Consider the following 18,607-nt stretch of genomic DNA (forward strand, 5'->3'; position numbering starts at 1 on the left):
ATTTCGAGTCGCGGTGGTCGCCCTCGGCGCGGGCGGCGACCGGCTCCCATGATCCGGGGCCTGAGGCCTCGACCGCTTCGGCGGCTCCGCGGCATCGCAGCGTGCCGGCCGAGGGATGAAAGGCCGATCGTTCGCCGCACATCCGGGGGATGCGCCGTGAAGTCCGGCCCCCGCGGGCGACCGGCGAACGCGCGGCGTCGGACCGTCCGTGGTCCGCGCGCCCGCTTCAGGCGATCCGCAGGGTGGGCTCCGCCTCCGCGTCGCCCAGCAGGTCCGGGCGGTTGCGCAGGAACCAGGGGACGCGGCTCGCCGGCATCGGCTTTCCGTAGAGATAACCCTGGACGTTGGTGCAGCCTCCGTCCCGCAGGAAGGCGGCCTGCTCCGCCGTCTCGACGCCCTCGGCGGTGACGTCGAGGGCGAGGCTGCGGCCGAGCTGCAGCACGGCGGTGACGATGGCGGCGTCGTTGGCGTCGCGCTCCAGGTCCCGGATGAAGCTGCGGTCGATCTTGATCTCGTCCACCGGGAACTGCTTCAAGTGGGTGAGCGAGGCGTAGCCGGTGCCGAAATCGTCCAGGGCGACCCGGATGCCGGAGCCGTGCAGCTCGGCCAGCACGTCGCTGACCCGGTCGCCGTGGCTGCCGAGGAGGACGGTCTCCGTCACCTCGACCCCGATCCGGCTGCGTGCCAGGCCGGCCGAATCGACGTCGTCGAGGAAGGTCCCGGCCAGGTCACCCTGGGCGAACTGCGCCGTCGAGAGGTTGAGGAAGACGCGGCCGGGATCGAGCCCGAGGCTGATCCAGTGCAGGAGGTCGGCGATGATTCGCCGGCGCAGGACGTCGCCTACCGCGACGCCGATCTCGGGATCGTCGAAGACGGCCGAGAAGGCGCCGGGAGCGAGGAGGCCGCGGACGGGATGGTGCCAGCGCGCCAGAGCCTCGAATCCGATCACCGCCCCCGAGAGCAGGTTGATCTTCGGCTGGTAGTGGGGCTCGAGGCCGCCGCCCCCGTCGAGGGCCGCGCGCATCTCGCGGGTCATCGCCACCCGCTCCTCGATGTTCGCCCGCAGGGCCGGCACGAACAGCGTCGCGCGGTTCCGCCCCGAGGCCTTGGCGGCGTAGAGGGCGAGGTCCGCGTTGGTGAAGAGGTCGGCCGAGTTCCCGGCATGGTCGGGGTAGAGGGCGAGGCCGAGGCTCGCGCGCGGCGCCACGATCCGCCCGCTGATCGGCATCGGCGGGTGCAGGACGTCGAGGATGCGCTCCGCGAGGTCGTGGATGCGGGGTCGCCCCGCCGCATCGCGGCCGGTGCAGATCACGACGAACTCGTCGCCCCCGAGGCGCGCCACGAGGTCGTCCGGTTCGATCACGCCGCAGAGGCGCAGGGCGACCTCCTTGAGCAGGGCGTCCCCGGAATCGTGCCCGAGGGTGTCGTTGATCTCCTTGAAGGCGTCGAGGTCGAGAAGGATCAGGCCGACCGCAGCGGCTTGGGCTTCCGCCCGCGCCAGGGCGGTCTCCAGGGTGGCCTGGAACAGCGCGCGATTGGGCAGGCCCGTGAGCACGTCGTGATGGGCGGCCGAGCGGATCTGCGCCTCGGCGGCCTTGCGGCTCGTGATGTCCACGAGGCTGGAGACGTGACAGGCGATGCCGTCGATCTGGACGCACTCGATCGAAAGGAGCACGTCGCGGCGCTCCCCGGTGAGGACGACGATGCTCGCCTCCCAGTCGCGGATCGCCTGGCGCCGGTCCAGCACCGCCTGCATCCGGCGGCGGTCGGCGCCAGCGAGGAAGTCGCGGTTCGCGTAGTTCGCCAGGGTGTCGCCGGGGGCGAGCCCGAAGAACTGGACGCCGGCATCGTTGGTGCTGACGATCTGCCCGTTGGCCGCCCGGGAGACCACGATCGGCACCGGCACGGCCCGGAACATCGTCTCGAACAGCTCCCGGCTCTCCGCGAGTTCCAGGCTCGCCCTGCGTTCCACGTCGGCCGCCGCCCATTCCAGGCGGCGCAGGCGGTTCGACCGGGCGATGTAGAGCAGGACCGTCAAATGGCCGAGGACGAGCTCGATCGCCAGGGCGAGGCTCACCTCGCCGGAGGATCGCACGGCCAGGAAGCCCGACAGCAGGACGAGGGCCGACACACTGCCGGTGACCGCCGTCCCAATGAAGCTCAGGGGCACGACGAGCATGAACGCGGTCGGCACCAGCAGCGCCGCCAGGACCGGGATTTCGGGGCGCGCCACGTAGAAGGCGCCGAGGCCCAGGCTCGCGGCGGCCTGCCACGGGAGGAGCCATCGCTGCAGCTGCGCGAAGTCCTTGACGGATCGCAGGGCGACCAGACCGCCGAGCGTCGCCGCCACGAGGCCGAGATGCGTGACCAGCATCGCCCGCATCCCGCTGCGGGCCTCGATCAGGCTGAGGTCGTCGACGAGGAGCAGGAGGTCGATCGCCAGGGAGGCGCACAGGACCGCCCGCGTGTGGCGCAGAATCCTGGGGAGCCGCTCCGCCCGGAACGCCGTTTCGTGGGCACGGGAGGCGAATGCGCCCGCAGGAGTGATGAGCCGTTCGGTCGTCATGACGCCCGACCGTGACACGCAAAGATCGCGCAGGGGTTAAGAGCGCCTGGCCTGGGCTTTTATTTCACAGCGCGCGGCCCGCGTGCCGTCAGGGCCCGCAGCGCGCCCCGCATCGTGCGCACATCCTGCTCGGTCATGGCCATGCGATGAAGCATGTCGCGCATGTTGCGGGCGATGATATCCCGCTTCTCCGGCGGATAGAAGCCGGCGACCGCCAAGCTGTCCTCCAGCGTCGTGAAGAGCGAGGCCATCGCCTCCCGGGTGGCGGGCGGCGACAGCATCTCGCCGGTGAAGGGCAGCACCGAGAGGCCGGCTGCCCGGCGCCACTCGTAGCTCATGAGCAGCACCCCCTGGGCCAGGTTCAGGGAGGAGAATCGGGCATCGACCGGGAAGGTCACGATGGCGTCGGCGCGGGAAACCTCGTCGTTGTCGAGGCCGGAGCGCTCCCGTCCGAACAGGATACCGACCCGCTGGCCGGCGCGGCCCGCGACGTCGCGCATGGCCTCGTCGGGCGCGAAGACCCGCTTCATCTGACCGCGCTCGCGCGCCGTCGTCGCCAGCACGTAGTGCAGGTCGGCGATCGCCTCGCCGAGGGTGTCGTAGACCACCGCGCCGTCGAGGATGTGGGTGGCGCCCGAGGCCGCCTCGCGCACGCCCTTCTTCGGCCAGCCGTTCTTCGGCGCCACCAGGCGGAGCTCCGACAACCCGAAATTCGCCATGGCGCGGGCGGTCATGCCGATGTTCTCGGCCAGTTGCGGCTGGACCAGGATGATCACGGGCCCGGCGGGGGATGGGGCGGGTTCGGCCGCCGCGGCGCCGGTGGTCACGGGGTCGGTCGTTGCGGGATCGGTCGGCATGGGATCGGGCATGTGCGGGTCGGAGCTCATTCGCGCCGTCTTGCACGAGGCGGGCGCGACGGCCAAGCGCCGCCGGCCCGGGGAGGCCCGAGCGGACTCAGATCTTTCCGTCGAGGCCCATCTGGTAGTATTTGTGGATGATCTTGTCTTGGTTCTCCAGGAGCCAGTCGATCGAGGGCTCGTTGGTCATCGCCTTTCGGATCGCCTCGGTCATGCCCCGGCGCTGGATGTCGAACAGCGCCTTGTGGTCGACGGTCTCGGCCTCGATCACGCCGGGGCTCAGCCAGACCGAGCAGATGATGCCGAGGTCGTTGGCCTTCTCCTTCGGGATGTAGCCGGCCCGCACCGCATCGAGCACGCCGTTGGCGATGGCGAACTGCACCGTGCCCATCAGGATCGAGGTGTACTTGCTCTCGGTGACGCTCACCTTCGAGACGCAGAGCGTGACGGGGCGCACCATGATGTCGGTGTTGAGGAGCGCGAAGACGCGGCTGTGGCCGACGACCTGATCGCCCGTGAGGGTGGCGAGGGCGGTGCCCACCGGACCGTCGAGTTCGCCGATGATCACCTCGGGCTCGGACGCCGTGTTCGGCGGTCCGCCGGCGACCAGGGCCTCGCCGGCGCGAAGGATGATGCGTTCACTCATGGGGCTCTCTCAGGACAGCGGAGGACAGGACGGCGGGGGCTGTGCCGCGTGGCGGGCAGATTCCGCGTGTCGGCGTCAATGTCCAGCCCCATGGCCGCATGGGGCCCCGCCGCGCCTTCGGACGCCGTCCGCGCCGCCCGGGCGTACGTGGCCCGCGGCCGATCCACAGGGCATCGGGGATGCGGGCGACCGTCGTGGATCGCAGTAATTCGACCTTAAGGCTCGCCATGCATCGCTGAGTGATACGGGACCTCTTCATCGGCTGTTCGTCAGGACATCAGAGGAACCGCCCCGTCGGAGCGTGATGGCAAGGCCAAGCGACCCGCAACATCAGAATGCGATCGGTTTCGACACTCTCATGTCCTGCGGCGCCAAGAAAACAGGCTGGGTAAGCCGCTTTCGCCGATCTTCGAGCGGCGCGACGGCAGTCGAGTTCGCCCTCGTCATGCCGCTCTTCATACTGGTGTTCGTCGAAATTCTTCAGGGTGGCCTGTACGTCTTCTGCTACGCGGCCCTGGAAAAGGCGACCGCCGATGCCAGCCGGACGATCATGATCGGCGCGCTGACCGATACGGCCTCCACCGCCAACGGCTTTCGCAGCTCGGTGGTCTGCGCCAACCTGATCGCCGGCCTGTCCTGCAACAACATCGTCACCAATCTGCAGACCACCACCCTGACCGGGTCGGGAGGCGGCTACTCGGTGTTCGTCAGCCCGGACGAGAAGAGCCTCGTGCCGGTGCCGATGAACAACAGTCAGACGGCGTACTGCACCGGCGCACCCGGCACCTACGGTTACCTCCAGGTCTTCTACGCCGTCCCGGTGTTCAGCCCGGTCTGGATCGCCCTGAAGCTGGGCACGACCTGGAACGGGACCTCGGTCGTGTTCGCCCGGGCGGCGGTGGCGTTCCGGAACGAGCCGTTCACCACCGCCAGCGTCTCGACCGGGTGCTGACGCCGCCATGAGCCGCCAGACCCTCAAGCGCTTCGGACGGGACGGGCGCGGCATCGCCATCATCGAGTTCGCGCTGATCCTGCCGCTGCTGCTCACGCTCTCGGCGGTGACCTTCGATCTCGTCCGCTACGTCATCTACATGCGCAAGCTCGAGCTCGCCGCCAGCACCCTGGCGGATCTCGTGGCGCGCAACGACACGGGCAAGATCACCCAGACCGACATCCTCGCGATCTCCCGATCCCAGCTGGTCATGTTCCCGGAGGCCATGTCAGCCGCCAAGGACGCCAACGTCTCGGTCTGGACCCTGCTGAGATGGTCGCTGTCGGGGGTGCAGTTCACCCCGACCGTCGCCGGTTGCACGTCCAACTGTACCTATACGCCGAAGGTCGTCTGGACGTCCGGCCAGAAGCGCTCCTGCACGACACCGCCCGTCGCGGCGCCCAATACGGCCGGACCGAGTCCCACGACGCTGCCCAGCGACACGTTCGGCCCCGGCTTCCTCGTCGTGGCCGACGTGGTCTTCAGCTACAAGCCCCTCATCCTCCAATCCGTCGTCGGCTCGATCGACATCGCGAAGTCCTTCTACTTCGCGCCGCGCTACGTCACGGCCATCACCTTCGATCCAAGCGGCGGGAGCACCTCCGCCAATGCCTGCCCCTGACCCCGAGGCCTGTTCCATGCACGCCGACTCCACGCATCCCGTCTCTCCGCCAGGGCGCCTGCTGCGGCGCCTGCGCGATGAGACGGGCGGCAATGTCCTCATGGTCTTCGCCCTGGCGCTGATCCCGCTGATCGGCCTGACCGGGCTCGGCGTCGATTACGTCCGCGGCATCAACTACCGCACCCATTTCGACCGCGCGGCCGACGCGGCCACGATCACCGCGATCGCGACGGCCCGCGATTACATCTCCACCAACCCGAAGAACGAGGCGGACCCCACCGCCTCGGCCCTGGCGCTCGCCAAGACCCGCGGGCTGGCGGCCTTTCAGGTCAATGCCGGCGCGATGCTCAAGAGCCTGCCGCTGGTCCCGGACCTCACGGTCACCCGCACCGCCGGGGTCATAACGGCTCGGGCGACATACGCCTCGAGCTTCAACTCACCCTTCAGCAAGGTCCTGGGCGATCTGAAGGCGATCCAGGTGTCCGGGAAATCCACGTCCAGCCTGACCTTGAGCAACTACGTGGACTTCTACCTGTTGCTCGACACGTCCGGCTCGATGGGTTTCCCGACCTCCAGCGCGGCGCAGACGCAGTTCGCCAAGCTCAACCCCGACATGAAATCCGGCGGCCCGAACAATTGCGCCTTCGCCTGCCATTTCCCCGGCTGGCAGGGCTTCGCGATCTCCAAGCAGAACAACATCGAGCTTCGGATCGCGACCGTCAGCAACGCCGTCCAGGGTCTTATCGCCAAGGCGAAGACCAACGCGACCCTGGTCAACCAGTACCGGGTCGGGCTCTATCCCTTCGTGAGCAATCTCGAAACCGCGGCCGACGTGACGGCCGATCTGGATTCGCTCAAGACCATCAATCTCGAAAACTACATGGATATCGGCAATTCGTCCGTGCCACGCGGGAGCGGCGGCACGCATTACGAGAACGTCTTCCCGATCATCAACAACAAGATCACCAGCGTCGGGGACGGGCTCAGTGCCAAGCGGGCGCTGCCGTTCGTGTTCGTGATCACGGATGGGATGGACAACAACCAGTATTACTTCAATTCGACCGGCTGGACCGGATCCCAGGCGAGGCTCCTCGATCCCTCGCTGTGCAAGCCCTTGAAGGATCGCGGCATCACCATCTCGATTCTCTACATTCCGTACATCCCGATCTCGCCGGCGAACCACCCGGATCAGGTGGTCACGAACGAGAACCTCCTCGTGAACACACTGATTCCGGGCGTGCCCGCCACGCTGCAGAATTGCGCCTCGTCGGGCTACTTCCGCACCGCGAACTCGGCGAGCGAGATCCAGGAAGCGCTGAACGCCATGTTCGATCAGGCGACCCGGAAGGCGCGCCTCGTCGCCGGTCCCTGACAGGCCAAAAGGTTTGTCATGCGCCGGGAGGGAGCCGCCTGCTTCCGCCCCGGAAGCGCGCGGGCTAAGAGCGGCGCAGGTTCGGCATCCGCCTTGCGTGGCGCCGGACATCCTGGCTCAGGAAGGTGTGCTGCAGATGGACAAGATCAAGGTTGCGAACCCGGTCGTCGAACTCGACGGCGACGAGATGACCCGGATCATCTGGAGCCAGATCAAGGACAAGCTGATCCACCCCTACCTCGATCTGAACCTGGACTATTACGACCTCGGCGTCGAGCACCGCGACGCCACCAACGATCAGGTCACCGTCCAGGCCGCCGAGGCGATCAAGCGCCACGGCGTCGGTGTGAAGTGCGCCACCATCACCCCCGACGAGGCCCGGGTGAAGGAGTTCAACCTGAAGGAGATGTGGAAGTCGCCCAACGGCACGATCCGCAACATCCTCGGCGGCGTCATCTTCCGCGAGCCGATCATCTGCAAGAACGTGCCCCGCCTCGTGCCGGGCTGGACCCAGCCCATCGTGGTCGGCCGCCACGCCTACGGCGACCAGTACAAGGCCACCGACTTCAAAGTGCCGGGCAAGGGCCGTCTGACCATCAAGTTCGAGGGCGAGGACGGCACGGTCATCGAGAAGGAAGTCTTCAAGTTCCCGAGCCCCGGCATCGCCCAGGCGATGTACAACCTCGACGACTCGATCCGCGACTTCGCCCGCGCCTCGATGAACTACGGCCTGAACCGCAAGTACCCGGTCTACCTCTCGACCAAGAACACCATCCTGAAGGCCTATGACGGCCGCTTCAAGGACCTGTTCGAGGAGGTCTTCCAGAACGAGTTCAAGGCGAAGTTCGATGCGGCCGGCATCACCTACGAGCACCGCCTGATCGACGATATGGTGGCCTCGGCCCTCAAGTGGTCGGGCGGCTACGTCTGGGCCTGCAAGAACTACGACGGCGACGTGCAGTCCGACACCGTGGCCCAGGGCTTCGGCTCGCTCGGCCTGATGACCTCCGTGCTGCTTACCCCCGATGGCCGGACCGTCGAGGCCGAGGCCGCCCACGGCACGGTGACGCGCCACTACCGCGAGCACCAGAAGGGCAAGGAGACCTCCACCAACTCCATCGCGTCGATCTTCGCCTGGAGCCGTGGCCTCGCCCACCGGGCCAAGCTCGACGACAACGCGGCGCTCGCCACGTTCGCCACGACCCTGGAGACCGTCTGCGTCGACACGGTCGAGGCCGGGTTCATGACCAAGGACCTCGCCCTGCTCGTCGGCCCCGACCAGCGCTGGCTCTCGACCACGGGCTTCCTCGACAAGGTCGACCAGCACCTGAAGGCCGCGATGGCCTGAGCGGGCTTCGGCGGAGCCCGAGGGCCGACGTCGTAGCGCGGACGCGTCGTCTGCGATGGACGCTGGATCATACGGTCCAGCGTCCGCGGATGGGTGCTCGCCTCTCTCTGTTGCGGGGCCCTCACCGTTCCCCGCTCTGGGTCGGGGGGCGTCTGCCCGCGCGCGGCATCCGGTGAAAACCCGCGCTCAGCACCCCGTCATCCCGGGGCCGCGCAACGGAGCCCCACATCAGGAAACGTGGGCCGTACAGGACTTCATCCCGTGAGCGGCTTCTGGAATGGCACGCTGACGGCGCGGCACCATCGGCGATCGCCCCGACCGCACGGGAGGGAGCATTGAAACCTTCAGCGCTCGAGGCGTCCGTCCAACGCCCGAGCCCCGTCGGGTCGGACGGTCGATACCACCCGGTACGCCTCGACCCAGGTCATCCTCAGGACGCGTGCCGCGCGGCGTCCGCGTTGCGCTTGCGGGTGGCGGCGCCCTTCTTGGCGGAGGCGGAGCGCTCTTCCGCCGTGCGGCTGGCCGAGGCCTTGCCGCCGACCGCGCCGCCGCGATGGGCCGCGGGATGGCGGGTCGCCTTGCCCCGCCCGGAGCCGCCGGGCTTCTTGCCGCCGCCATCGTCCTTGTTGACGGTCGCCCAGGCCCGCGCCTCGGCGTCCCTCTCGGGCACGCCGCGCGCCTCGTAGGACTCGGCGATGTGCTCCGCCTTGCGGATCTGCTTGTCGGTGTACTTCGACTTGTCGCCCTGGCTCATCGCGAATCCACTCCGCTGGAGGACCCGGGCGAGGCGTCAGCCGATCGCGACGGGCCCGTCGAGAACCGCCCGAACGCGGCGGACCAGGTCCGTCCGGCGGTAGGGCTTGTTCAGGAGATCGAACTCCGAACCCCCGGCATCGGTTCGCTCCAGGCTTGCCTCGGCGTAGCCCGTGGTGAGCAGGACCTTGAGGTCGGGCCGCCGGCGCTTGGCCTCGCGTCCCAGGGCGATGCCGTTCATGCCGCCCGGCATGATGAGGTCGGTGAAGAGCAGGTCGATGGCGTTCCCGCTCTCCAGCACTTCGAGGGCCTCGCGGCCGTTCTGCGCCATCAGGGTGCTGTAGCCGAAATCCCGCAGGATGGTGCGGGCGAGCTCGGCCACGTCCTCCCGGTCGTCGACGATGAGGATCGTCTCGGTGCCGGACCCCTCCTGGGGGCCGACAGCGGCCGGCGCCGCCTCGAACACCGCGGTCTCGGTGGCCGGAAAGGACAGGCGCACCACGGTCCCCGCCCCCAGGACGGATTCGATGCGGGCGGCGCCGCCCGATTGCTTGGCGAAGCCGTAGACCATCGACAGGCCGAGGCCGGTGCCCTTGCCCTCCTCCTTGGTGGTGAAGAACGGGTCCATGACCCGGGCCAGGACATGGGCCGGGATGCCGCTGCCGGTATCGCTCACGCTGATGGTGACGTAGCGGCCGGGGGCCAGGGGACCGTCGACCTCGCCGGTGATGACGTGGTTTTCGGTCCGCACCGTGAGGCGGCCGCCCTCCGGCATCGCGTCGCGCGCGTTGATGAAGACGTTGAGGAGGGCGACCTCGGCCTGGTTCGGGTCGACCCGGCAGTTCCAGAGGTCGGGGCTGAGGTCGAAGTCGAGGGAGACGGTCTCGCCGAGGGTCCGGCCGGCCATGTCGGCCATGCCCTGGACCAGGGCGTTCAGGTTCACCGAGCGGCCTTCGAGGCGCTGCTTGCGTGCGAAGGCCAGGAGTTGCTGCGTCAGGGTCGTGGCGCGCTCGGCGGCGGTGCGGATGTTGTCGGTGGCCCGGCGCAGGCGGTTGCGGTCGGCGCTCGGATCGTCGAGGCCGGCGCCCAGGATGTCGACGTAGCCGACGATCACCTGCAGCAGGTTGTTGAAGTCGTGCGCGATGCCGCCGGTGAGCTGGCCAAGCGCCTCCATCTTCTGGGCCTGGCCCAGGGCCTCCTCGGCGTCGCGCCGGCGCGAAACGTCCAGCTGCGAGGCGAAGAAGTACACCAGCGTTCCGCCCGCGTCGTAGATCGGCGAGACGAAGAGCGCATTCCAGAACGGCGTGCCGTCCTTGCGGTAGTTGACGATCTCGGTGGCGACGTTCTCGCGGGCCGCGATCGCCCGGGCGAGTTCGCGCACCGCCCCACGATCGGTGTCCGGCCCCTGGAGGAAGCGGCAGTTGCGGTCCAGCACCTCGTCGCGGCGGTAGCCGGTCATCTCCAGGAAGGCGTCGTTGGTGAAGATGATCGGATTGTCGGGCAGGCGCGGGTCGCTCATCACCATCGGCATGCGCGAGGCGGCCACCGAGGCGAAGAAGAAGGCCGCTTCCGAGCTGATCGGGGATCGGATCGGGTCCTGCGCGAGCGCCCCGTTCGGCGGCATCTTGGGCGTGTCGATCATCGTCGCGCTATCACATCGGCGGGGCTTCGCAGGCGAGCCTGGCAGGTCGCCCCTTACACGGGTCAAACTCCCGGCGCCATCATCGTTCCCTGTGCCGGCCCAGGCATCTCACCGTCGGCATGACGATTCAGCGAGGACCCGCCGCGCGTCACGAGACGCGCGGCGGGTCGGAGGGTCAGCGCTGCTCGGTCTCGAAGCGGACGCTGTTGACGTTGGCCCGCTCGAAGGCCTGCATCACGTGCTGGTAGGAACGCTCCCCGTCGCTGGCCTCGACGCCCTCGATCTCCTCGGGCTTCAGGACAAACATCAGCATCGAGCGTCCGGTGACCTCGTAGGTCGCGCCGATCGGCTTGCTCACCACGTCCTGGCTGTCGGGCAGGTTCGTGTCGAGGAGCCGCGTCCAGCCGACGCCGCCCACCGATTCCGGCAGGGTGAACGACACGAGGTCGTGGTAGGCGTTGTAGAGCAGCAGCAGGGTGGCATCGCCGCCGCGCTGGTGGATGCCCGAGGCCTGGGCCCGGCCGTCGAGGAGCACCGCGATGGCGCGGGCATCGCCCTGCGTCCAGTTCTCCGGCGACATCTCCCCGCCGTCGGGACGCAGCCAGGTCACGTCCTTGACGCCGAACTCCTCGTCGTAGGCGCCCGTGAGGAATCGGCCGCGGGTGAGGATCGGGAGCGCCTCGCGCAGCAGGGTCAGGCGCTGCGTGAACTCGGCGAGATCCCGCTCCTCGGGCCCGACGGCCTCCCAGTCGAGCCAGGAGATCTCGTTGTCCTGGCAATAGGCGTTGTTGTTGCCGTTCTGGGTGCGGGCGAACTCGTCGCCCGCGAGCAGCATCGGGGTACCGCGGGAGAGGAACAGCGTCGCCAGCATGTTGCGCATCTGGCGCAGGCGCACGGCGCGGATCTCCGGATCGTCCGTCGGTCCCTCGGCCCCGTAGTTGTTCGACAGGTTGTGCGAGTGTCCGTCGCGGTTGTCCTCGCCGTTCGCCAGGTTGTGCTTCTCGTTGTACGACACGGTGTCGTTCAGCGTGAAGCCGTCATGGGCGGTCAGGAAGTTCACCGAAGCCCAGGGCTTGCGCCCGCGCTTGTTGAACTTGTCGGCCGAGCCGGTTAGCCGGGCGGCGAGATCGGGCAGCATGCCCTCGTCGCCGCGCCAATAGCCGCGCACGTCGTCGCGGAAGCGGTCGTTCCACTCGGCCCAGCCCGGCGGGAAGCCGCCGACCTGATAGCCGCCCGGGCCGCAATCCCAGGGCTCGGCGATGAGCTTGACGCCGTTCAGCACCGGGTCCTGCCGGCAGGTGTCGAGGAAGCCGCCGCCCTCGTCGAAGCCGTGCGGCTCGCGGCCCAGGATGGTGGCGAGGTCGAAGCGGAAGCCGTCCACCCGCATCTCGGTGGCCCAGTAGCGCAGGGAGTCGGTCACGAGCTGCAGCACCCGCGGGTGCGACAGGTTGAAGGTGTTCCCCGTGCCGGTGTCGTTGATGTAGTAGCGCGGCTCCTTGGGCATGAGCCGGTAGTAGGAGGCGTTGTCGACGCCCTTGTACGACAGCGTCGGACCCTTCTCGTTGCCCTCGGCGGTGTGGTTGTAGACCACGTCCAGGATCACCTCGAGGCCGGCGCCGTGCATGCGCGCCACCATCTCCTTGAACTCGGAGAAGGCGAAGTCCGGCACGGCGGCGTAGCGCCGGGCGGGGGTGAAGAACGAGATGGTGTTGTAGCCCCAGTAGTTCACCAGGTCCTTCTCCTGCAGGTAATCGTCCTGCACGAAGGCGTGGACCGGCAGAAGCTCCACCGAGGTGACGCCGAGGCTCTTGATGTAGTCGAGCACCGCCGGCGTGCCGAGGCCCGCATAGGTGCCGCGCAGCTTCTCCGGCACCGCCGGGTGGAGCTTGGTGAAGCCCTTCACGTGGGTCTCGTAGAAGATGGTCTTCTCCCACGGCACGTGCGGCTTGCGGTCCCGGCCCCAGGTGAAGGCCGGGTCGATGACGCGGGAGCGGCGGGTGAAGGGCGCGGAATCGCGGTCGTCGAAGGTCAGGTCGTCGCCGGTCTCCATCTGGTAGCCGAACAGGGCCGGGTTCCAGGTGATGGAGCCGACGAGCCCCTTGGCGTAGGGGTCGATGAGCAGCTTGTTCGGGTTGAAGCGGTGCCCGGCCGTCGGCTCGTAGGGGCCGTGGACGCGGTAGCCGTAGATGGTGCCCGGGCGCGCGTCGGGCAGGTAGCCGTGCCAGATCTCGTCGGTGTACTCGGGCAGCTCGATCCGCTCGATCTCGTTCACGCCGTCATCGTCGAACAGGCAGAGCTCGACCTTGGTGGCGTGGGCCGAGAACAGGGCGAAGTTCACGCCCAGGCCGTCCCAGTTCGCGCCGAGCGGATAGGGCGAGCCTTCCTTGATGCGCGAACGTTTAGCGCGGCCCTGCGGGCTTGAGCGGTCCGCGGGATTCGTCGTGTCGGCCATGTTCGCTCCGGGCGGTATCGGTGGGTGCGTCGAGACAGGGCGCTGCGCGACGCCCCGTCCTGGAAACCTGGACAGGAACGCTCACGCTTCGCCGGAAGGTCCGCCACGGGGCAAATCTTTTTGCAGCGCACGGCGCGGTGCCCCGCAGCCGCTTCCACGGCGCGAGCGGTTGCTGCAAGACTACGAACGGCAAGACTGGGAACACCAAGACTGCGAACACGGCGCGGCGGGGGCCGCCCGGGGCAAGGAGACCGGCGCATGACAGATCAGCCCTACGGCCTGCAGGCGATCGCCGATCGCTACCGGGTCAGCCTCGACGCCGTGCGCCACCTCGTCCAGGCGCTCGAAGCGGGCCACGGCCGGATGGCGCAGTTCAACCATCCCGAGCTCGGCGGCTTCGGCCAATGGTCGGGCTCGGGCATGACCATGATCGGCGACATGTTCAACGCCGAGCTCAAGGCCCGGGTGGACGCCCTCTGCACCGCCCTCGCCGCCGCGCTGCCGGCGGGCGTCTGGTCGGAGGTGCCGCGCGGCGCCGGGGCGCCCTGGCCTCCCGAATGGGGGGCACCGGCCACCGCCGGATCGCAGAACGGGATGCGCTACGCCTATTTCCCGGTCCAGCGGCGTCTCGTGGTCGAATCGGAGGGGCGGGCCGCGATCTACGACACCGCCGATCACGCCATCAGCGGCGTCTCGCAGCAGCAGGGCAGCGCGACGAGCCTGCGCTTCTCCGGCCCCGGCGGCCCCGTGGACCTCGCCAGCCTGAAGCGCCTCGACGAGGCCGAGCGCGGCGAGGCCCGCCCCTTCGCTCCCGAACCCTTCGCCCCCGAACCTTTCGCGCCCGAACCCTTCGAGGCCGGTCATCCGGGCGCCGAGGCGTCGCATCCGGGCAGCGCCGGGCCGGTGGGCGGCAGCGACGTGCTCTCGACGATCGAGCGCCTGTCGGAGATGCGCCGCAAGGGCATCCTCACGGAGGGCGAGTTCACCGCCAAGAAGGCCGAGCTGCTCGCGCGCCTCTGATCGCCCGGCTCCGAACGACGCGGGCCGGATCGCCCGGGGGCCGGCTGCGTTGGCCCGGAACCGGTGCCGCGCGCAGGACGCGGATCGCGGCAGAGATTCCGCAAGGCTGATGGCTCGACCCCGCGACCTCCTCGACGTCACGACGATCTATCACGAGCCCGCCGTGCCGGATTACCCGCGCGGGCGGGAAATCCTGGACCGGTTTCCGGAGGCCGAACGCATCGTCGTCCCCTCGCACTGGAACATCCCGAGTCTGCACGGCAATGCCGGCTCGGTGGAGGATTGGGTGCGGATCAAGCGCTCCACCCTGGTGCTGGGGGTGAAGAAGGGCCTCGCCATGCGGCCGAACGGGCGCAGCGCCCACTTCATCGCTCCTTCGACCTCCAACGGCTGCGCCATGGCCTGCGCCTACTGCTACGTGCCCCGGCGCAAGGGCTTCGCCAATCCGATCTCGCTCTTCGTCAACGTCGAGGCCGTGGCCGCCGCCATCGCGCGCCACGCCGCCCGCCAGGGGCACCTATCCGAGCCCGACACGATCGATCCCGCCCTCTGGGTCTACGACCTCGGCGAGAACGGCGACCTCTCGGTGGACGCCATGGTGAGCGAGACGGTGCGGGATCTCGTGGCGCTCTTCCGGGACATCCCCAACGCCAAGGCGTCCTTCGCCACCAAGGCGGTGAACCGCGATCTCCTGGCCTACGACCCCCAGGGCAAGACCCGGATCCGCTTCTCGCTCATGCCCGAGCGCATCGCCCGCATCGTCGACGTGCGGACGGCACCGATCCCCGAGCGCATCGCCGCCATCGACGACTTCGTCGCCGCCGGTTACGAGGTCCACGTCAACTTCTCGCCGGTCATCCTCTACGAGGGCTGGGAGGCCGACTGGTCGGCCCTGTTCGCCGCCATCGACGGCGCGATCGGGCCGGCGGCCCGGGCACAGCTCAAGGCGGAGATCATCCTGCTGACCCACAACGCCGACCTGCATGCGGTCAATCTCGGCTGGCACCCCAAGGCCGAGGACCTGCTCTGGCGACCGGACATCCAGGAGGCGAAGGTCTCCGAGGGCGGCGGCGCCAACCTGCGCTACCGCACCGGCTGGAAGGGTCAGTGGCTCGCCCGCTTCAAGGCCCTGCTCGCCGAGCGCATGCCCTACTGTACGGTGCGGTACGCGTTCTGAGGGGGCCGGCGGCCCGGCCACCGTCCGCCGCCCCCGCTGGCGTGCCGCTCCGCCTCAGCCCCAGACCATCTCGCCCGTGGCGACCTTGGCGCCGATGTCGAGGGCGATGTCCATGCCGAGGCCCGGGAAGCGGGTCAGCATCGCGGCCTTCAGCGCGGCGGCATCCCCGCCCGCCGCGAGGGCCTCCTCGAAGGCCAGGAGGTAGCTTCGGGTGAAGGCGAGGGCCGAGCCGTCGGTGGCGGCCTCGACCGCCAGATGGCCCGGCACGACGACGGACGGCGCACGCGCGGCGATCCGGTCGAGTTCGGCGATCCAGGCGGCGCGGGCCTTCGGGCTCGGCGTGTCGGCGGTCCAGACGTGGACGCCGGAGAAGATCAGGACTCCGCCGAACACCGCGTTCAGGGCCGGGACGAACAGGGTGCGGCGGTTGGGCAGGCCCATGGCGGGCACGATCTCGACGGTCTCTCCATCGACCGACAGGGCAGCGCCGTCGAAGGGCGTGGGCATGACCACGTCGGCCCGCGTCCCCGGACCCTCGGCCCCCAGCTGCGGGCCCCAGGCGGCGATCTTCGCATCGACCGTGTGGGCGATGGCCGACACGGTGGCGGGGGCAGCGAGCACCTTGGCCTCCGGAAAGGCCTCGCAGAGGGGTTTCAGCCCGAAGTAATAGTCCGGGTCCGACTGGCTGACATAGATGGTCGTGAGGCGCTTGCCCGTCGCTGCGATCGCCGCCGCGACGGCTCGACCGTCGGAGAAGGTGAAGCCGCCGTCGATCAGGATCGCTTCGGTCGGCCCCTCGATCAGCACCGGGGCGCGGAAGAACCCCTTCGGGCCGGCGGGAAAGTGCGTCCAGGCGAGCCCGGGTCCGGCCAGCCCGGTCAGCGGCATCGCGATGGTCGAGCCAAGCCCGGCCTGCATCGGCGTTTCCTCCATCAAAGTGTTTCTCCCGATCCGGCGCGAAGCTCGGCCGCCAATCTGTCCCGGTCGCCGAAGAGGATGCCGCTCGGCAGGCGTCGGGCGCCTTCCTCGTCCGCGAGGACGAGGGCGGGGACGCCCCGGGCCCCGAACCGGGCCGCCATCCGGACGGCGGCCTCGATCCGATGCCGGGTCGCCTTGCGCAGTTCGGGGTCGGGCTCCTCCAGCCGGCCGGCGGCCTCCGCGAAGCCGGCGCCGGCGAGCACGTCCGCAACCACGGTGCGATCCGCGGTGTCCCGGCCCGCGACGTAGCGGGCCTTCTGGAGCGCCTGCAGGCCTTCGAACTCCCGGCCGGGCCGGGTCAGTCCGATCGCGACGAGGCCGAGGGTGGCGGAGGCCGAATCGAAGGCGGCGCCGGGCGTCCGGAAGATCAGGGCGCGATAGGCGTCGCTGAACGGTTGCCCCGTCTGGTCCGCGATGCGCTGGTCGTTCTGCCAGACATAGTCCGCGAAGGCGGGATCCATGGGCTGGCCGCCCTCGCCCGCGAACAGGCCCGTGGGCGCGAGGTCCAGCGCGACCGCCCCCGACTGGGCGATCCAGGCCAACGCGGGAGCGGCCCCGTAGCACCAGCCGCACAAGGGATCGAACAGAAAGGTCAACCGCATGGACCTGGACCTGCTTTGTGGCTGCGCACGCCGCGACTCGTCTGAATTAACCGACAAAATTCAGATGAGGCGTCATTTAGCGCCAGACTTTCAGCAAGACGAGTCCAATTTTTGGACTGGGTCGCCCGACCCCTGCGCGGCGGCCCGGTCTGCGGATTCACCGAACCGGGGCCGGCGGCGCCACGGATGTCCCGACGCCCGCCTAAACTCAGCGCAGAGCGCGCCGATCAGGTCCTCACCGCAGCGCTCGCCGGCCCTATGCAGGATACCGTGGCCGGCGGTGGGGGCGAGGATGACGATGGTGCCGCCCGCGAACACAGCCGGGCGACGACAACGACGCGACGATGCGCGGGGCTGCCGAGCCTGTAAGACAGACGGCGGGGCGCGCCGTCAGTCTTGGGAGGGTGGGTGAAGCCCTGTCATTTCGAACAGGACGAAAGCCTTGGCGATGCGCGGAGAACGCTGGGCGTTCTCGCACGAGCCGAATGTCGGACGTCAGGATCTGGCGGAGGGAGCGGGATTCGAACCCGCGATACCGTTTCCGGTATACACACTTTCCAGGCGTGCGCCTTCAACCACTCGGCCACCCCTCCGGTCCCGTCGCCGCGTCTCGCAGCCGCCGGGGCGGCCGGGCTTCGCGATCGCGCCGGGAGGCGTCCTGTACAAGCCGCATGGACGGCGTGCAAGCCTCGGAACGGCAAAGCTGACGATTCCCGTGCGATTTCCCCCCCCGAGGGTACCCGCCCCTCGGGGGTCGCGGCGCTGCGTTCTCAGATTCGCCGCTTTTGCAGCCGATGCGCGCAGGGCCAGGCTTCGGGAGTCGTGCTCCGCCGTGATCCGCTTCGACAACGTGACCAAGGTCTACCGGACGGACGGGCATCGCCGGACGATCCTGGAGCGCGTCTCCTTCACCCTGAAGCCGGGCACCAGCTACGGCATCCTGGGGATCAACGGCGCCGGCAAGTCGACCTCCCTGCGCCTCCTGGCCGGCACCGAGATGCCCACGAAGGGCCGCGTGGTCCGCACCACGCGCGTGTCCTGGCCCTTGGGCTTCGCCGGCGGCTTCCACCCGGCCATGACCGGGCGCGACAACATCATCTTCGTGGCGCGCATCTACGGCGAGGACCCGCGCAAGGTGCTGGAGTTCGTGGAGGATTTCTCGGAGCTCGGCAGCTACCTCGACGTGCCGATCCGGACCTACTCGTCCGGCATGGGCTCGCGCCTCGCTTTCGGCATGAGCATGGCCATCCCGTTCGACTGCTACCTCATCGACGAGGTCACGGCGGTGGGCGATGCCCGCTTCCAGAAGCGCTGCGAGGAGGCCTTCGCGGCGCGCCGGGAGAATGCCGACGTGATCATGGTCTCCCACGGCATGGACACCCTGCGCACCTGGTGCCAGCAGGGCATCGTCATCATCAACGGGCGGGCGATCGTCTACGAGAGCATCGACGACGCCATCGAGGTCTATCGCCGCCTGAACGCCTGAGTTGCGCCGGCGCGCCGGTGGCCACGGTTTTGCCGCGGCGGCGGTGCAAAGGGTGTAACCTGGCGGCGGGATGGCCGGACGACATGGAATACCGG

At 69.0% G+C, this 18,607-nt stretch carries 15 protein-coding genes and 1 tRNA gene; 7 read left to right on the top strand and 9 right to left on the bottom strand.

The window, feature by feature from the left end; genetic code table 11:
- Nucleotides 1-226 precede the first annotated feature (226 nt).
- From ASG51_RS10420 to ASG51_RS10430, 3 genes are all read right to left on the bottom strand, one after another.
- Nucleotides 227-2,566 (bottom strand): EAL domain-containing protein, encoded by a 2,340-nt coding sequence (locus ASG51_RS10420; protein ID WP_056380648.1) that lies wholly within the window; start codon nucleotides 2,564-2,566, stop codon nucleotides 227-229.
- A gap of 59 nt (nucleotides 2,567-2,625) precedes the next feature.
- Nucleotides 2,626-3,435 carry an RNA methyltransferase gene (locus tag ASG51_RS10425; protein WP_277996206.1) on the bottom strand — a complete coding sequence of 270 codons (810 nt, stop codon included), beginning with the start codon at nucleotides 3,433-3,435 and terminating at the stop codon, nucleotides 2,626-2,628.
- A gap of 85 nt (nucleotides 3,436-3,520) precedes the next feature.
- Nucleotides 3,521-4,069, bottom strand: coding sequence for a formaldehyde-activating enzyme (locus ASG51_RS10430; protein ID WP_055952093.1), 549 nt, complete (start codon nucleotides 4,067-4,069; stop codon nucleotides 3,521-3,523).
- Between the two features lie 358 nt (nucleotides 4,070-4,427).
- On the opposite strand from ASG51_RS10430, the gene ASG51_RS10435 reads away from it, so the two are divergent.
- The 4 genes from ASG51_RS10435 (at nucleotide 4,428) to ASG51_RS10450 (ending at nucleotide 8,402) form a co-directional block, all read left to right on the top strand.
- A complete protein-coding gene (locus ASG51_RS10435) occupies nucleotides 4,428-5,021 on the top strand; it encodes a TadE/TadG family type IV pilus assembly protein (protein WP_274534761.1) in 594 nt (197 codons plus the stop codon).
- A gap of 7 nt (nucleotides 5,022-5,028) precedes the next feature.
- Nucleotides 5,029-5,682, top strand: a complete 654-nt coding sequence (locus tag ASG51_RS10440; protein WP_056222542.1) for a TadE/TadG family type IV pilus assembly protein — start codon at nucleotides 5,029-5,031, stop codon at nucleotides 5,680-5,682.
- 16 nt (nucleotides 5,683-5,698) lie between these two features.
- Nucleotides 5,699-7,054, top strand: coding sequence for a pilus assembly protein TadG-related protein (locus tag ASG51_RS10445; protein ID WP_056274702.1), 1,356 nt, complete (start codon nucleotides 5,699-5,701; stop codon nucleotides 7,052-7,054).
- A gap of 136 nt (nucleotides 7,055-7,190) precedes the next feature.
- Complete coding sequence (locus ASG51_RS10450) at nucleotides 7,191-8,402, top strand: NADP-dependent isocitrate dehydrogenase (protein WP_056274708.1); 1,212 nt, start codon at nucleotides 7,191-7,193, stop codon at nucleotides 8,400-8,402.
- A 430-nt stretch (nucleotides 8,403-8,832) separates the two neighbouring features.
- Here the strand turns inward: ASG51_RS10450 and ASG51_RS10455 are convergent, their stop codons facing one another.
- The 3 genes from ASG51_RS10455 to glgX all read right to left on the bottom strand — a co-directional run bounded on the left by ASG51_RS10455 (nucleotide 8,833) and on the right by glgX (nucleotide 13,249).
- Nucleotides 8,833-9,156, bottom strand: coding sequence for a hypothetical protein (locus tag ASG51_RS10455; RefSeq protein WP_056380651.1), 324 nt, complete (start codon nucleotides 9,154-9,156; stop codon nucleotides 8,833-8,835).
- A 36-nt stretch (nucleotides 9,157-9,192) separates the two neighbouring features.
- Nucleotides 9,193-10,797, bottom strand: a complete 1,605-nt coding sequence (locus ASG51_RS10460; RefSeq protein ID WP_056380653.1) for a hybrid sensor histidine kinase/response regulator — start codon at nucleotides 10,795-10,797, stop codon at nucleotides 9,193-9,195.
- A 175-nt stretch (nucleotides 10,798-10,972) separates the two neighbouring features.
- Nucleotides 10,973-13,249: a glycogen debranching protein GlgX gene (gene glgX, locus ASG51_RS10465; RefSeq protein WP_056380655.1), complete on the bottom strand. Its 2,277-nt coding sequence runs from the start codon at nucleotides 13,247-13,249 to the stop codon at nucleotides 10,973-10,975.
- A gap of 258 nt (nucleotides 13,250-13,507) precedes the next feature.
- On the opposite strand from glgX, the gene ASG51_RS10470 reads away from it, so the two are divergent.
- Nucleotides 13,508-14,269: an SHOCT domain-containing protein gene (locus tag ASG51_RS10470; RefSeq protein ID WP_056380657.1), complete on the top strand. Its 762-nt coding sequence runs from the start codon at nucleotides 13,508-13,510 to the stop codon at nucleotides 14,267-14,269.
- Nucleotides 14,270-14,378: 109 nt separating this feature from the next.
- A complete protein-coding gene (locus ASG51_RS10475; RefSeq protein WP_056380660.1) occupies nucleotides 14,379-15,446 on the top strand; it encodes a spore photoproduct lyase family protein in 1,068 nt (355 codons plus the stop codon).
- A gap of 54 nt (nucleotides 15,447-15,500) precedes the next feature.
- On the opposite strand, the gene ASG51_RS10480 is transcribed toward ASG51_RS10475, so the two are convergent.
- The 3 genes from ASG51_RS10480 to ASG51_RS10490 form a co-directional block, all read right to left on the bottom strand.
- Complete coding sequence (locus ASG51_RS10480; RefSeq protein WP_082513970.1) at nucleotides 15,501-16,364, bottom strand: MBL fold metallo-hydrolase; 864 nt, start codon at nucleotides 16,362-16,364, stop codon at nucleotides 15,501-15,503.
- 14 nt (nucleotides 16,365-16,378) lie between these two features.
- Complete coding sequence (locus ASG51_RS10485) at nucleotides 16,379-17,026, bottom strand: DsbA family protein (RefSeq protein WP_056380663.1); 648 nt, start codon at nucleotides 17,024-17,026, stop codon at nucleotides 16,379-16,381.
- Nucleotides 17,027-17,529: 503 nt separating this feature from the next.
- Nucleotides 17,530-17,619: transfer RNA gene (locus ASG51_RS10490), tRNA-Ser, on the bottom strand.
- A 239-nt stretch (nucleotides 17,620-17,858) separates the two neighbouring features.
- Between ASG51_RS10490 and ASG51_RS10495 the strand changes: the two genes are divergently transcribed.
- The gene (locus ASG51_RS10495) at nucleotides 17,859-18,512 is read left to right on the top strand and encodes an ABC transporter ATP-binding protein (RefSeq protein WP_055953674.1); all 654 of its coding nucleotides are present in this window, start codon (nucleotides 17,859-17,861) and stop codon (nucleotides 18,510-18,512) included.
- Nucleotides 18,513-18,607 lie beyond the last annotated feature (95 nt).

It is taken from the genome of Methylobacterium sp. Leaf465 (assembly GCF_001424705.1).
Taxonomy (GTDB): Bacteria; Pseudomonadota; Alphaproteobacteria; order Rhizobiales; family Beijerinckiaceae; genus Methylobacterium.